This is a genomic window from Bacillus cereus group sp. BfR-BA-01355 (assembly GCF_022663675.1).
Taxonomy (GTDB): domain Bacteria; phylum Bacillota; class Bacilli; order Bacillales; family Bacillaceae_G; genus Bacillus_A; species Bacillus_A thuringiensis_S.
The window spans coordinates 68845-83880 of the sequence record NZ_JAKUFY010000010.1 but is presented as its reverse complement, the minus strand read 5'-3'; the positions used below and the strand labels follow the sequence as shown (position 1 = coordinate 83880).

The following is a 15036-nucleotide window of genomic DNA, read 5'->3' as shown; positions in this document are numbered from 1 at the left end:
AAAAATGGAAAACACAACAGGCAATAATGAAGGAAGCCAAGGAGGCGGAACAGGGAAAGATAACGGAACGGGAGGAAACCCAGGAGGCGGAACGGGAACAGATAACGGAACTGGAGGAAACCCAGGAGGCGGAACGGGAACAGATAACGGAACCGGAGGAAATCCAGGAGGCGAAACGGGAACAGATAACGGTAAAGTTATTGAAAGTACAACGAATCAAGTTATACATCAAAAAACAGAAAAAATACCAGATATTACTTCTAGTGTATTAATAAAAGAAGCAGTAGATACAGTCGAAAGTTATCAAGGTTTAATGAGCCTTTACGAAATGTATTATGGGATTGATTTAAGAACGAAAGATGTAGGTCCTAAGTTAGAAGAGGGAAGTTTAGATGCAATTGCGACGGATCAATCTTTGTACTACGTATTAAATAAACAAAGCTTAATTGATTTAATTTCAAATCTTGTTTCATCAAGTATTACTACAGAAATAAAGCAAGATATGTCAGGTTTAAAACAAAAAATAAACTCTTATCAACAATCTATTACTAGTGCGGATCAAAATTCTATGCTACTAGCGGAGAAATTAAATGGAACGACGCAACAAGCAACTAGTATGAATGAAAATTTAGGAGAGTATGTAAAAGGTTTAGCGAAATGGCGTGAGAATAGCTTAAAGCTAGTTGAAGAGCAGCAAGTAGTAACAACAAATCATGCTGGTGAGCAAACGGCTGTTTTATCGTTAGATTCTGGTATTAAATCATTAATGATGCAAAGTCAGTCATTGGTCGAAAGTTCGAAGCATAGTTTAGCAACTTCAGACGATGTATATAAAACATTTGATCAAATTAATGGACAAGCAAAAGAAATTCAAGACAGCGGAACGACAATTGTTTCAAAAGCTGATTTATTATTAAATGACTTTACAAAGAAAATGGAAGATGATAAATCATTCTCCAAAAACTTTACGAAAATTTTAGCGAATAGTCGTATTGGAGATCGTCAAAATGAAATGCTATATGACTTTTTAGCTAGTCCAGTTCAAAAGCAAAATGATGGAGTAATTGTAGCAGGTAATGCTTTTACACCGTACTTAATTGTATTAACTTGTTTCATTGTTGCATTATTTACAGCATACGCAATTGCGAATCAAGAAAAGAAACGAATGCAATCGGATCATTTTGAAGAGAAATTCTCATTAATTGATATGAATGTACCAACTACAGTAGTAGCTTTCGGTATATCAATTGTGGAAGGAATTAGTATAGGTATCATTTCTGGGCGTCTTTTAAAGTTCGGTCAGGATCAAAGTTTACTATGGATTGCGTTCATCACATTTATTATGATGGCGTTTGTATTGGTCTCAACCTACTTATTACGACAAATAAAAATGGTAGGAATGTTTATACTATTAGTATTTTTAAGCATGTACCTATTTTTAACTGAGGCAGTTGGAAGTAAAGTAGATCAAATGTCTTCTGTCGGAAAGATACGTCAATTCTCACCGCTTCAGTATATAGAAAGTTTTCTAAATGATTTTATTAGTGGTAAAGATACTGGGAAAGTTATTTTTGTCGTATTGTTTGTAATTGCCATTATTGGATTGGTTAGTAATCTATTTGTATGGCATAAGAAATGGGAGGAAAAAGAAGTAAATGATCAAACAATGGAGCATAGTGGCTAAGTTATCATTTCTCTCTATCCTTTTACTGTTTGTCGCGCTACCGATAAGGAGCGCGGCTGACAGTTATCTTGGTGATGATGGGAAGATTAAGTTTAAAGTGGATCGACTTGAAGAAAGCGACCAAGAAAAAAATAAAAAGGAACATAAGGAAACAGAATTAGATAAAGCATCAATTGAGTTATTTAACCAAGATATAGAAGAAGAAATTGAGAAAAAGAAAAAGAAAGAACAAAAAGATATGGAAGCTCTGCGAGATTCTCTTTTTATAAAACAAAAAGAGAATAATAGTGTTAAAGATACGAAAAATAGTTTGTTTAGCAGTGAATACATTGTCAGAAAAAGTGCAGATGAAGTAGCGAGTAATGAAACAATGAATGAAGAGCCAATTAGTATAACAATAATATTATTATTTGGCGGTGGCATTTTACTTATTTGCATCGGTATTTATACGGTTCTTCGTAAAAGTTGGAGGTAAAGCGATGGCAATACAAACACATATTAATGTCACAGTAGATTTTAATAAATGGAATGGAAATACATACGATTTGCGTATTCCGAATCACCAATCTATTAAATATTTATTGAAAAACTTATTAGATACGCTAAAGATTGATAATCATGAAGGTTCACATTTTGTAATTAAAGTGAAAAATAAGTCAATTGTTTTAACAGATAATGATCGTTTAATTGATCACCAAATAACAGATGGAGATATTTTGCAAGTTTTATAAAGAATATTTTTTACTTTTAGTTATTTGAAAATAAGTTATTACGGGTTATAAAGAAAAGGAGAAGAGGATAAACATGACGGAAAAAATAATTCAAATTGATGCAATGAACTATCAATTTCAAATAGAAAAAGAAAATTGGAAATTGGAGATGACCAAATCTCAAACACGTATAAAAGACTTCCGTCAATTCGATATAATTACGGGCGTATCATCTGAATTTGTACCATTAACAATAGAAGAAGCGGATGATATGTTTACGTTTCTATATCAAGTAGATAAAAAATTATATAAGTGGGACAATCTTAGCCGTTTTGGAAGAAATGAGAAATTAAGACTACTTCGGAATGTTGCGCAGTTTCGTAAATATTTAAATAAACGAATCACGTTCTTTTTACATCCAGACAATATAGTTTTTAATGCTAATTTAATACCAAGTATTATACATAGAGGAATTCGAGATATTGTTCCACCAACCCCGTTATCAGAAGAGCAATTTTTAACACAATATAAGTGTCTAATTATTGCTTTATTCTCCCAAAAACATAACTTTGATGATTTGTATGCTGGGTTACTAAAAGATGCAAAAGAAACAACATTTGAACAGACCGTTGCTCAAATGGAAAGCTTAGATGCATTACTGCAGTTTCTTGATGACAGCTTTGAGAAGGAACAAACAAAAACAGAGAAAAATATGCAGTTAGTACCTAAAAAAAGCTATAAATCGTTTAAATACTTAGCTTTTTCCTTCATAGCGGCGACAGTTATTTTAGCTGCTCCTTTAATATATTTCACTTTTATAAAATTTCCTTATCAAAATAAATTGTTAGAAGCAAATGCAAGTTTCATAGCAACTGATTATGACAAAGTCATTACGCAATTAAATGAAGAGGAATTTGAATCATTACCGATTGCATCTAAATATGAGTTAGCATTTGCATACATTACAGCTGAAAAACTAGGTGAAGCTCAAAAGAAATCGATTATGAAAAACATTAGTTTGAAAAGTGATGAAAAGTATTTGCTGTATTGGATGTATAACGGAAAAGGTAATTTTGATAAATCATTAGATTTAGCTAAGACACTTGATGATCCTCAGCTTATTATGTACGGCCTTGTTAAACAAATTGAATCACTGAAAAATAATCCGGATTTATCAGGAGAAGAACGTGATCAAAAGTTAAAAACATATGAGCAACAATTAGATGAATATAAAAAGAAATATGGCAATTCATCAAGCGATAAAAATTTGTCGGACACAGAGAAAAAAGAGTAAGCACTTGATGAGACAGTTGAAAAGGAGCAGTGAACACGGATGGAGCAACTATTAGTATTGACTTATGGAGACAAAATATATAAGTGCACATTACATCCAAATGAGCAATCAATAGTGTCGATTGGAAAAGAGTGGACAAATGATATTACGAATCCAAGTTTAGAACAAGAAATAGAGTTAAAGTGGAATAATGAAGTAAATGCTTGGATGGTACAGGATCAATTAATAGAATTCAATAAGGAAGTTGAGATTGGAAAAACAAGAGATGTGAGCTTGAAAATCTTTATATCTATTATTGGCACAACTAAAGTGTTTGATATCGGAACGAAACTTTCTCTTACAGTGAGTCGAAACGATTACGATGATATTTCTATTACCGGGACTAGTGTAGATTTAATGCTATCTCGCGAAACGTTGTACGATTCTTTTAAAGTGAACGTGTATGGCGGGGATGTATTTCATAATTATACGAAGTTAAAAGATAGCGTTATGTTGGAATCAGGAGACGTATTATATTTTGATGGTATTTTATTGGAGATTGGTAGTGAAGACATTCAAGTACTTTCTTCAGAAGATAAAGTGAAATCTGCGTTACCTATTTTAGTAGAATCAGAAACGAATTATCAAAGTGGTTATCCAGACTATCATCGTTCACCACGTATTATTTACCGTGAACCAGAAGAGAAAATGACAATTGCAAAGCCTTCAAGTATGCCATCAAAACCAACGGAGCATTTAGCAAGAATCATTGCACCTTCACTTGTCATGATTGTCGTAACTGTATTACTTGCTATTTTCATGAAATATGGAATGTTTATTATCGCATCGATTGCGATGACATTAGTAACAATCATTGTTTCTGTCACATCGTATATTAAAAATTTGAAGCAATATAAAGTCGACATTGTTGAACGAGATAAAAGCTATAGAGAGTATATAAAACAAAAAACGAAAGATTTACATGCAGAAAGTGAAAAACAGCGTCACGCATTACATTATCACAATCCAAATGTAGAAGTAATACGTAATATGGCAGTTCAAGTAAATCCTCGAATTTATGAAAAAACAATGTTACATCATGATTTCTTAACATTTAGCGTTGGAACAGGACAAGCTAATACGAGTTTTGAAATTCAATTTAATGAAGAAGAATTTAGTCAAACGAAAGATGAATTAATTGATATAGCACGTGAACTAAGACAGCGTTATCTATCATTGGAAGATGTACCAGTTGTAACAGATTTAATGAATGGACCAGTCGGTTATATTGGTCAACGCTCTTTAGTGTTAGAGCAATTACAATTATTAGTTGCACAAACGGCTTTATTCCATAGTTATTATGACTTGCAGTTTATTACTATTTTTCCGGAAGAAGAAAAAGAAAAATGGGATTGGATGCGCTGGTTACCTCATGGAAGTGTTCGCGATATAAATGTACGTGGATTTGTATACCATGATCGTAGCCGTGATCAAGTGTTAAATAGTTTGTATCAAATATTGAAAGAACGAAAATTAAAACTAGATGAAAAAAGTTCTACTAATGAAAAAATGTACTTTGCACCGCACTATGTCGTTCTCATTACAGATGAAAAACTAATATTAGACCATGTTGTTATGGAATTCTTTAATGATGATCCGAGTCAATTAGGTGTATCACTTGTATTTGTACAAGATGTTATGCAAAGTTTACCGGAGCATGTGAAAACGGTAATAGACATAAGAGATGCAAAACAAGGGAACATCATCTTAGAGCAAGGAGAACTTGTTAACCGTCAATTTAAACTAAATCATGTGCCAAAAGGATTCAATTTAGAAGATATTTCACGGGCATTAGCACCATTAAATCATTTGCAAAACTTAAAAAATAGTATTCCAGAAAGCGTAACATTTTTAGAAATGTACGGCGTTGAAAAAGTAAAAGAACTGAATATCACAAGTCGTTGGGAGAAAAATGCAGCGCATAAATCTTTAGCTGTACCACTTGGACTACGTGGTAAAGAAGATATCGTAAACTTAAACTTACACGAAAAAGCACACGGACCACACGGATTAATAGCAGGTACAACAGGTTCAGGTAAATCGGAAATTATACAATCGTATATTTTATCTCTAGCAGTCAATTTCCACCCGTACGAAGTAGCCTTTTTACTAATTGACTATAAAGGCGGCGGAATGGCGAATTTATTCAAAAACTTACCGCATTTATTAGGAACAATTACGAACTTAGATGGAGCACAAAGTATGAGAGCGCTCGCATCAATTAAAGCTGAATTACAGAAAAGACAACGATTATTTGGTGAAAATGATGTAAACCATATTAATCAGTATCAAAAACTGTATAAAGAAGGCTTAGTAAGTGAGCCGATGCCGCATCTATTTTTAATTAGTGATGAATTCGCAGAACTGAAGTCAGAACAACCAGAATTTATGAAAGAGTTAGTTTCAACAGCGCGTATCGGTCGTTCGCTCGGAATCCATTTAATATTAGCTACGCAAAAACCGAGTGGTGTTGTAGATGATCAAATTTGGAGTAACTCGAAATTCAAACTAGCATTAAAAGTTCAAAATACGTCAGATAGTAATGAAATTTTAAAAACACCGGATGCTGCTGAAATTACATTACCAGGACGTGCTTACTTACAAGTTGGGAATAATGAAATATATGAACTATTCCAATCAGCTTGGAGCGGAGCAGACTATGTAGAAAACAAAGAAGATAAAGAACATTTAGATGCAACGATATATGCAATAAATGATCTAGGACAATATGAAATATTAAGTGAAGATTTAAGTGGACTTGGTAGTAGTAAAGAAGTAATAAGCGTACCATCTGAACTGGATGCTGTCATTGACTACATTCACGATTACGCAGAAATAAATGAAATTGAAGCATTAGCAAGACCGTGGTTACCACCACTTCCAGAAAGCGTATATTTACAAGACTTACATGCTATTCAGTTCAAAGAAGCATGGACGAAAGAAAAGAAACCATTACAAGCAACAATTGGTCTACTAGATCAGCCTGAATTACAATCACAAAAACCATTAACATTAGATATTAGTAAAGACGGACACGTAGCGGTCTTCTCAAGTCCAGGCTACGGAAAATCAACATTCTTACAATCAGTCATTATGGATGTAGCTCGTCAGCATAGTCCGGAGCATTTGCATGTGTATTTAGTGGACCTTGGAACAAATGGTCTTCTACCTTTGAAAGGATTACCTCATGTAGCGGATACGATTACGATTGATGAATCTGAAAAATGTTTAAAGTTTGTTGAAAGATTAACTCAAGAAATGAAAAATCGTAAACGATTATTAAGTGAATATGACGTTGCAAATATTGAAATGTATGAAAAGGCAAGTGGGAAAGAAATACCACATATTATTATTGCGATCGACAATTATGATGCAGTAAAAGAAGCGAAGTTCTATGAAAGCTTTGAAATGCTAATTATGCAAATTGTCCGAGATGGTGCAAGTTTAGGAATTCATACCTTAATTAGTGCAGGGCGACAAAATGCACTTAGAATTCAATTGTACAATAATATTAAAATTCAAACTTGCCTATATATGATTGATCAAAGTGAAGTAGCTAGTATTGTAGGGAGATCTGATATAAAAGTGGAAGAAACAGCAGGAAGAGCGTTAATAAAACTAGAATCTCCTACATTATTCCAGGTTGCATTACCTACGAAAGCAGAAGATGAATTACAGCAAATTCAATTATTACAACAAGAAGCAAATGATATGGATCGAGAATGGGATGGAGAACGTCCGAAGGCAATTCCAATGATGCCAGAAGTGATTGATATTGCTACTTATCGTAAAAATAAAGACGTTACAAAAGCTCTACAAGCAGCAAGAATTCCAATGGGGCTTGATTTTACAAACGTAGAAGTTGTAGCTCATGATATTGCAGTGAATGATCATTTAATGATTTATAGTGTAGATGATAGTATGAGAAAACAAATTGTATCTAGCATCCTATCTCAATTGAATAAAGATTATTTTGAAAGTGTGACGTTGGTGGATACAGCAGAGTATAGTTTCGTTCAATATAAAGACGATGTGACGCACTACATTGTAGACGAAAATGAAATAAATATGCATGCAAAGTATTGGATGGAAGTAATTCGTGAACGAGCTCTTGAATTAGCACAAGCAAGACAAGAAGGTAGAGAAATTCCTGCATTCACAAAACAACTCATTATCATGACAAATGTTGAAGAGTTTAGTAAATTTGTTTATTTAGAAATGGAAGATGCAGCAACTTTAATTGATCTATCTCGTACAGTAGGCATTTACTTTGTATTAGCAGGTCACCACGACTACATGGACCGAAATCGTGAAGCTCTACCTATGAAAATGAGAAGTAAGCTAACAGCAGCAATTATCGCAATGCCATTAAATGATCAAAGTATCTTCAACATAAAATATATAAGCAACGAAGCGCCATTAGGTAAAGATGAAGTGTATTACTATCAAAAAGGGAACATAATGAAACTAAAAATGCCTAGAGTAACTAACGAGGTGACAGTATGAAATTAAAGAAGAAAGTTAAGGTGATGATAGTCGTGTCAATAGTGGCAAGTTTATTAAGTGGATGTGGTTTTGGGGAGACGAAGATAGAGTATGAGAGATTAGTAAAGGCGTTGGATGAAGGGGACATGAAGACTGTTATGTCTGCGAGTGATGATGGGTATGCGTATGTAACCCAAAGAGGTATATATAGTACATTTGAACAAAAGGAAGATGGAGAGCATAGTAAAACAATCTACCAAACTTCGACAGGCGTATATAATATAAAAGATAAAAGTTTATATGGGAATACAACACAAGAAATTACCTCGGAAGTAGATGATAAAAATTATAAAGAAGAAGTTAATTATAGTACAAATATTATGTATAAAAATGAAAAGGTGCAAAGTCCGGATTCAAATCTAGATGTTTCATACGTGAACTTAATTGTAGATCGTTTAAAAGGAATAGGGAAACTAAAGATAAAACCTGGAGATGATATAAAAAAGTTTGATCAACCTAATTCAGTGGGATATCGACTAACTGAATCCGAATTCCAGAGTATTATTAATGGTAAGTTAAAAATAAATTATGATGAATATGATGGATCAACAATTTCACTAAGTTTTGACTCTGCAAAAAATCCCAAACAGATATTACAATTAAGTATTGATATAGATTATAAAACAAAAAATGAAGATGGAAAAATAGTGAAAAATATGGTCCAAATAATAACATATTTTGATAAGAAACAAAATAATATTCATGATGGGAAAAAAGAATATTTAAATTATAAGGAAGATTACACAAAATAATAAATGATTAGGAGAGAGGGAGAAAATGGGTAAGGAAGTGAAACTAGATAATAAGTTAAAAATAAGTTCTGATTGGGGGAAATTAGAGCTAGCAGGTGAGGATATCTATAAATTTAAAGCTGGTAAGCCTCCATATGATAAATCAAAAATAGATAATATAACGAGATTAGAAAAAAGATTTAATGCAACAATTGTAGATCGACAAGTTGATGAGAATACAGGATTTGCTGCATACGCTTTTAAAGATAACTCTACAGGAGAAATTGTTATAACATACGTAGGAACGGAAGATGCAACGGATGCAATAACAGATGGTGAAATTGGGGGACATAATATAACTGGTGCAAATAAAATAGTGTTAGGTAATTGGGAACACGATTTTACAGTCAAACAGTATGATCAAGGAGAAGAATTTTATTTGAAGGTTAAACATGATAACCCTGCTGCCAAAATTAGTGTAACAGGGCATTCATTAGGTGGTGGTTTAGCTAATACGGTATCGTTAAGGCACCAAGAAGATAATATTGAATCATTAACATTAAATCCAGCACCTATATTAAATCGAGATGTTGATAAATTTGGTAATGGATTTGATATGAAAAATATTAGGAATGTTATTAATGAAAAGGATCCATTACATCTCGGAATAAAAATGGCGGATTTTACAATACCTGGGAGGATGTATATAATTCCAAACCAAGCATGGCATTCTTACGTTTTCTCTATGAAAGATTATGATAATAATGGCAAGTTAATATGGTTTGATAAATTACCCAGTACTAATGATACTGGAGGGGATATAATTCCAGGTTTTGTAGAGTTTACCCAATCGGCAGGTGGTTTTTATACAGGTCTTATAAATAAAAAATTTGATAGAAAAGTTTCTTTAGCGGAAGAACAAGTCGCAGGTATAGGAATAAACTTTATCATACAAGGAACACCGATTTCATCGATTTTATGGGTGGCACTTACCTATTCAGATGCTGTACAAGCTGGGAGAGAGTATAGAAAAATAAAGGGTCAAGTGACAGAAAGTATTTATAACCTCAATAAAAAGTATGAAGGACTAAAATCTCAAATTACAGCAGAAGCAATCCAATTTAGTATAATGGCTACAGTTGAAATTAAAGGAGCGGTAGATATCGCTGTAGAATGGATTGAAACAACTTTAGCGAAATGTAAGGAAAAAGTTTTAGAAGTATTAGAGTCTGTATTTAATACTGCTATAAATTTTTTAGCTGGAAGTGTTGTAGTATATTTAGCTACAAGTGAAATTTTAGAAATTGCAAAAGAAGTTGCAGCTTCTTACGTGCAAGATTTACTAGATTTGTTTAAAGGAGATTTTGTAGTTGATACAAATGTAGCTGCAATTGTATCTGAACATATATTGAGTCATCGTCACTCATTGTTAAATCTCTTTATGAATGACAACAGCAGGGGGATAAACCGTTCTTTATTAGGTGAAATTGCTAAAGATGTGAAGGAGTTATCAAAAGATTTAAAGCAATTAAACGACGATGTTTCAGAAGCGGTATTTTCTATGTTTGCAAAAGACGAAGAATTAGGAGCAGTTTCATATTATTAAAACTCCAAGTTTATAAATTTAAAAGAGAGGGGTATGAAGGTGGATTTACATACGATAATGTCAAGGGTTCATAGTACATTTCCAGCTAGTGGTGGACGAGAACAAATTATAAACGTTGTAGTGCAATTGGAAAAAGCAGCTGCATCTTTAACAGGGGAAATTAGAAGGTTAGAGAGTAGTATTGATAGTACATTACAAGGAAAAACACGTGAGGCATTTATTGACCGGATCCGTCAATTAGAGAAAAAAAGACAAAAAATAGAAGAGAAAATTAGCGTACTAAAAGGGACAGTGAATTAATATGAAAGACTATATGGATAAAGTATTACCTTTAGGCAGTGTTGTGAGATTGGGTCTTAAAGAAGAGGAAGATGTGGAGTATGTAATCACTACGAGAGGTTTATTACTTGATGAAAACACATTCTATGATTATGGCGGAGTGTTGCATCCAGTGGGTTTAACCGGAGAGACATATAAATTATTTAATCACGCGGATATTGCAGAGGTTAAATTTGAAGGGTATCGAAATAAAATTGAAGGTCAATTTGCAGCTAAATTTAAAATGTGGCGAAATGAGTTTGTTGAAAAAGTAATTGAAAAAAATAAAAAGAAACAACAAGCACAAGAGTTAGAAATAAAGAGAAAAAAATAAACTTAAAAGGAAATAAGCTTTCCTCTTCCAAAATGGAAAGAGGAAAGCTTATTTTGATTGAATAAGGGTGTCAGTATGAAGTTCAAGAAGAAAGCTAAGATGATGATAGTTCTGTCAATAGTATTAAGTTTGTTAAGTGGATGTGGTTTTGGGGAGACGAAGATAGAGTATGAGAGATTAGTAAAGGCATTGGATGAAGGTGATATGAAGACGGTTATGTCTGCGAGTGATGAAGGGTATGCGTATGTGAAAGAAGAGGTTAGGGATAGTACTTTTATTGAGGATAATAATAAGCAAATAGGAGTAGTTTATCAAACAACGCAAGGTATTTATAGCATTAAAGATAATATTCTTTTTGGTGAGACACAAAAGAAAGTCAATACTCCAGTTGAGGATGAAAAACATAGTGACAACCCACAATATAAAGAAGAATTTGTATTCAAGTCAGATATAAGATACGAAAATGGACAGCTAGAAGCTTCAAATCGAGGGAAAGATATGTCTAATATAAAATTAATGCTCAATAGAGTGCAAGGAATAAATGAATTGAAACCAAATGTGAATAAAAAAAGCTTCAGCCAACCAACTACGATAAGCTATAATTTATCAGAAACTCAATTTAAAGAGATATTTAATGGGAATTTAGAATTAAAGTATGAGAAGTTTAGTTATGCAACACTACTAATTGAATTTAATTCTGCTAAGGATACAAAGGAAAATCCGATGAAAATAACAGAGATAACAATTTCGATAGGCTATAAACAAAGAAATGAAGAAAATAATATGATTAGGCATGATCAAGAAATAACAACATATTTACGTAATAAAGAAGAAAATAATCGGAAATCAAAAAAAGATTATTTACAATATGAAAAGAAATTTAAAGAAAGCCATTAATATATATAAGGGGGAGAATATGGCGAACGAGGAAGATTATAAATTAAGTAGTGATGTAGTAAAATTAAGATTATCGGCAAGAGATATTTATGATTATAATGCACAAGAAAAAATATAATAATTCTGATCCAATAATAAATAAATAGAAATTACAAGAAAACTTTAATGCTAATCTTATAGTTTCTGATGATATTCATTCAGTAACTGGATTTGGGGCATATGCTTTAGAGGATAGAAACACGTATGAAATTTTCATTGTATACGTTGGAAACCAACCGAGCCAAATAGGCTATTTGCAACCGATGGAGCAATTTGGCTGCATAATTTAACTAATTCACCTATATTGGGGTCATTAGCGGAATTTCAGTATAGTCAAGCAGAAAAATTTTATGAAAAAGTCAAGGCGGGTAATAAAGGAAAGAAGATAACTTTACTAGGGCACTCTTTAGGTGGCGGAGCAGCGAATACAGTTGCATTAAGACATCAAGAAGATAATATAAACGTATTAGCTTTAAATCCTGCGCCTGTTTTAAATAAGGATGTGGTTAAGTACGTATACGGGACCAATATGAAGAATTGCCGCAATCTTATAAATGAATATGGTCCTTTGGATGGCGCCATTAAAGCCACAGATTTTGTAATACCTGGACAGGTTTATAAAATGGAAATGGGGATATTTCGGTATTTTTATAGTTAGAAAAAAGTTATTCTAAAAGGAGTAAGTTGGGTGAATCATAGACGTAAGAAAAAGAAACCGAAACAAATAAGAAAAGAAGCTGTTCAGATAAAACCGATAGTAGAAGAAAAACCACTAAAGAAGAGTAGCAACAAGTTGGTCGATATTCTCCTAGGTATTCTTCTTTTTCCAATTCTTATATGGGCTGTCTTGGAAGGTTGTACAACACAAGTAAGCAAAGGGAAGACTTTCCTTATTATCGTTTTCTTTCTCTTAATTACAATAGGGTTATCTATGATAGGAAACAAATAAGGGGGAGTTCAGATGTTTAAGAAGAAGGAGAAAAAAAACATTTACGTTAGATTGGTAAACACACAAGGGGAAATCATTCGAGAGTTTAATTGTACAGAAAAAGACTTGCGAAAAGTAAAAGAAAATGATACTGAAATTCGTTTGGTTGTAGATAACTCATATGAGATGGTAGCAACCGATGAACAACTAGAAAAACTAGCAAGAGCTGAAGCAGAAATCGAAGCGGAAGTTAAGGCATGGGAAGATGCTTTAAATGAGAGTTTGGATGAACGCGAAGAAAGAGAAGCGAGACAGAAGGAATTGAAAGAAAAGAATAAATGGAGTACAAAGAAGAAAGTAATCGTATTTGGACTGATATTCTTTGTATTTATTGGATTACCTATTATCGAAGGGTATCAAAATAGTAAACTAGTTGAAGAAGGTACATCATTACATGCAGAAATTGTAGGTAGGCATGTAGAGAAGGAATTCATGTTTACACACCCCACATTAGTAGTTGAGGTAGATGGTAAAAAGCATAATGTATGGGTAAGTGAAGAGACATATAACGGAGCAGAGTGGTTAGGTAGACTAAAAGTCATCAAAACAAAAGATGGTAAAGTTGAGAAAGACCCTAGATATGAGGGTGAAGACTTAATTACGAGTTATTAAGCAGTAGGTTTTTAATATTCGCTTCTCTCAAATTAAATAACATTATTATTTGCAAAAATCGAATCCATTAAAATAAAAACAAATTTAAAATAACTGTAATAACCTCCTAGCATATTGTTGATGGGAGGTTATCACCTTTCTGAAGATAAAATTAAAGAGCTTTATTATCTCGATATAATTGTGATGACAGTAATGTTTTTACTAAGTGAGTGCAGTTTCGGGGGAAACAAAAATAGAGTATGAGGGATATGCTTAAGTGAAAGAGAGAAGAATATTTAGAGCTTTTGAGGAGAAAGAAGGCTATTTGAACTATCAAAAGTATTCTGATTATGTACGGTAATTAATATAGAGATAATATTATCTGAATATAGTTACACAAAGATGAATGTACTTAAAAAGTTAGGAATGTAATGGGATTTTAGTGAATGAAAATTATTTAAACTGTATAGAAGGTGAAAAGTCAGGATGTGGAATATAAAAGAGGAAGATTTAGAAGCATTTCGGATGACATGCAGAAGGCGTTTAAGTCTTGAAGGTGCGACGGGATTTATGCTCGGAACGATATTTTATACTTCATTATTTATGGTTATTATTTTTATAGGAGGAATAGATTATTATACTACCTTGTTTGATAAGGTAATTGTTAGGATTGAATTAGTGTTATATGGTTTGCAAGTAATGTTTTTAATTCTATATTTATTCCCTAAAGCTCGTTATAAATTTCAAAAATTACAAACGCTCGTTATATTATTATATGCATTTCAACTTGGAACTATCGGATGCACGTTATTTGTTCTTTCTGGAATGATTGAGCATTCAATTGATCTCAATACACGTGTTTATGTAGGTCTATTAGTATTAGGTGGAATTATTGTTCATATTGTGACAACAGTTGATACATTTAAACAAGCAAGCGAAGGTGCATTTAGTAGTGGGGACAAATCAGATTCGTTTTTTAGTAAAACAAAGGGACATGTTATACAAGGTGCTGTAATTTATGTGTTAATTCTTCTTGTTTTGATTTATATAAATAATAATTACTCATTAAACACAATGTTTGGTTATGTTATGTGTAATGTTGTTATGTATGCAGTAGCCATTGGAGCGGCAGAATTCCAACTATTGGCGTACTGTAGATTTAAATTCAAGTCATTTAATATTTCATGGGAAGAGAATGAGAGAATGCGAAAGCGAAATACAAAATCTAAAACGAAAAGTAAATAAGGGTGAAATGTATTA

General features: G+C 32.7%; 11 protein-coding genes and 4 pseudogenes. All 15 read left to right on the top strand.

Annotated elements, in window-relative coordinates; all coding sequences use genetic code 11:
• Window positions 1–1684: pseudogene (locus MR167_RS05635) on the top strand (type VII secretion protein EsaA); the annotation flags it as partial.
• A complete protein-coding gene (gene essA / locus MR167_RS05630; RefSeq protein WP_000595661.1) occupies window positions 1656–2159 on the top strand; it encodes a type VII secretion protein EssA in 504 nt (167 codons plus the stop codon). The pseudogene MR167_RS05635 and the gene essA, both read left to right, overlap by 29 nt.
• Window positions 2160–2163: 4 nt before the next feature.
• On the top strand, window positions 2164–2415 hold the full coding sequence (locus MR167_RS05625; protein WP_001007566.1) for an EsaB/YukD family protein: 252 nt from the start codon (window positions 2164–2166) through the stop codon (window positions 2413–2415).
• Window positions 2416–2488: 73 nt separating this feature from the next.
• Window positions 2489–3688, top strand: coding sequence for a type VII secretion protein EssB (gene essB, locus MR167_RS05620; RefSeq protein WP_000136616.1), 1200 nt, complete (start codon window positions 2489–2491; stop codon window positions 3686–3688).
• A 39-nt stretch (window positions 3689–3727) separates the two neighbouring features.
• A pseudogene (locus MR167_RS33645) lies at window positions 3728–4009 on the top strand (FtsK/SpoIIIE N-terminal domain-containing protein); the annotation flags it as partial.
• Window positions 4004–8233: pseudogene (gene essC / locus MR167_RS05615) on the top strand (type VII secretion protein EssC); the annotation flags it as partial. The pseudogenes MR167_RS33645 and essC, both read left to right, overlap by 6 nt.
• Complete coding sequence (locus MR167_RS05610; RefSeq protein WP_016077815.1) at window positions 8230–9024, top strand: DUF3952 domain-containing protein; 795 nt, start codon at window positions 8230–8232, stop codon at window positions 9022–9024. The pseudogene essC and the gene MR167_RS05610, both read left to right, overlap by 4 nt.
• Window positions 9025–9049: 25 nt before the next feature.
• Window positions 9050–10609: a lipase family protein gene (locus tag MR167_RS05605; RefSeq protein ID WP_016077814.1), complete on the top strand. Its 1560-nt coding sequence runs from the start codon at window positions 9050–9052 to the stop codon at window positions 10607–10609.
• A gap of 39 nt (window positions 10610–10648) precedes the next feature.
• The gene (locus MR167_RS05600; RefSeq protein ID WP_016077813.1) at window positions 10649–10909 is read left to right on the top strand and encodes a hypothetical protein; all 261 of its coding nucleotides are present in this window, start codon (window positions 10649–10651) and stop codon (window positions 10907–10909) included.
• Window position 10910: 1 nt separating this feature from the next.
• Window positions 10911–11261 carry a DUF4176 domain-containing protein gene (locus MR167_RS05595; protein WP_016077812.1) on the top strand — a complete coding sequence of 117 codons (351 nt, stop codon included), beginning with the start codon at window positions 10911–10913 and terminating at the stop codon, window positions 11259–11261.
• A 75-nt stretch (window positions 11262–11336) separates the two neighbouring features.
• Window positions 11337–12158, top strand: coding sequence for a DUF3952 domain-containing protein (locus tag MR167_RS05590; protein ID WP_242314155.1), 822 nt, complete (start codon window positions 11337–11339; stop codon window positions 12156–12158).
• A 19-nt stretch (window positions 12159–12177) separates the two neighbouring features.
• Window positions 12178–12831: pseudogene (locus MR167_RS33310) on the top strand (lipase); the annotation flags it as partial.
• Window positions 12832–12885: 54 nt separating this feature from the next.
• Entirely contained in the window at window positions 12886–13146 is a 261-nt protein-coding gene (locus MR167_RS05580) for a hypothetical protein (protein WP_002083293.1), read from the top strand.
• Window positions 13147–13158: 12 nt separating this feature from the next.
• A complete protein-coding gene (locus MR167_RS05575; RefSeq protein WP_242314152.1) occupies window positions 13159–13797 on the top strand; it encodes a hypothetical protein in 639 nt (212 codons plus the stop codon).
• 465 nt (window positions 13798–14262) lie between these two features.
• Window positions 14263–15021, top strand: coding sequence for a hypothetical protein (locus MR167_RS05570; RefSeq protein ID WP_242314150.1), 759 nt, complete (start codon window positions 14263–14265; stop codon window positions 15019–15021).
• The last annotated feature ends 15 nt before the right edge of the window (window positions 15022–15036 follow it).

What these genes read in the sequence shown, in the direction of transcription:
- essA (WP_000595661.1), top strand. Translation starts at nt 1,656, where the DNA reads ATGATCAAACAATGGAGCATAGTGGCTAAGTTATCATTTCTCTCTATC.
- MR167_RS05625 (WP_001007566.1), top strand. Translation starts at nt 2,164, where the DNA reads ATGGCAATACAAACACATATTAATGTCACAGTAGATTTTAATAAATGG.
- essB (WP_000136616.1), top strand. Translation starts at nt 2,489, where the DNA reads ATGACGGAAAAAATAATTCAAATTGATGCAATGAACTATCAATTTCAA.
- MR167_RS05610 (WP_016077815.1), top strand. Translation starts at nt 8,230, where the DNA reads ATGAAATTAAAGAAGAAAGTTAAGGTGATGATAGTCGTGTCAATAGTG.
- MR167_RS05605 (WP_016077814.1), top strand. Translation starts at nt 9,050, where the DNA reads ATGGGTAAGGAAGTGAAACTAGATAATAAGTTAAAAATAAGTTCTGAT.
- MR167_RS05595 (WP_016077812.1), top strand. Translation starts at nt 10,911, where the DNA reads ATGAAAGACTATATGGATAAAGTATTACCTTTAGGCAGTGTTGTGAGA.
- MR167_RS05590 (WP_242314155.1), top strand. Translation starts at nt 11,337, where the DNA reads ATGAAGTTCAAGAAGAAAGCTAAGATGATGATAGTTCTGTCAATAGTA.
- MR167_RS05575 (WP_242314152.1), top strand. Translation starts at nt 13,159, where the DNA reads ATGTTTAAGAAGAAGGAGAAAAAAAACATTTACGTTAGATTGGTAAAC.
- MR167_RS05570 (WP_242314150.1), top strand. Translation starts at nt 14,263, where the DNA reads ATGTGGAATATAAAAGAGGAAGATTTAGAAGCATTTCGGATGACATGC.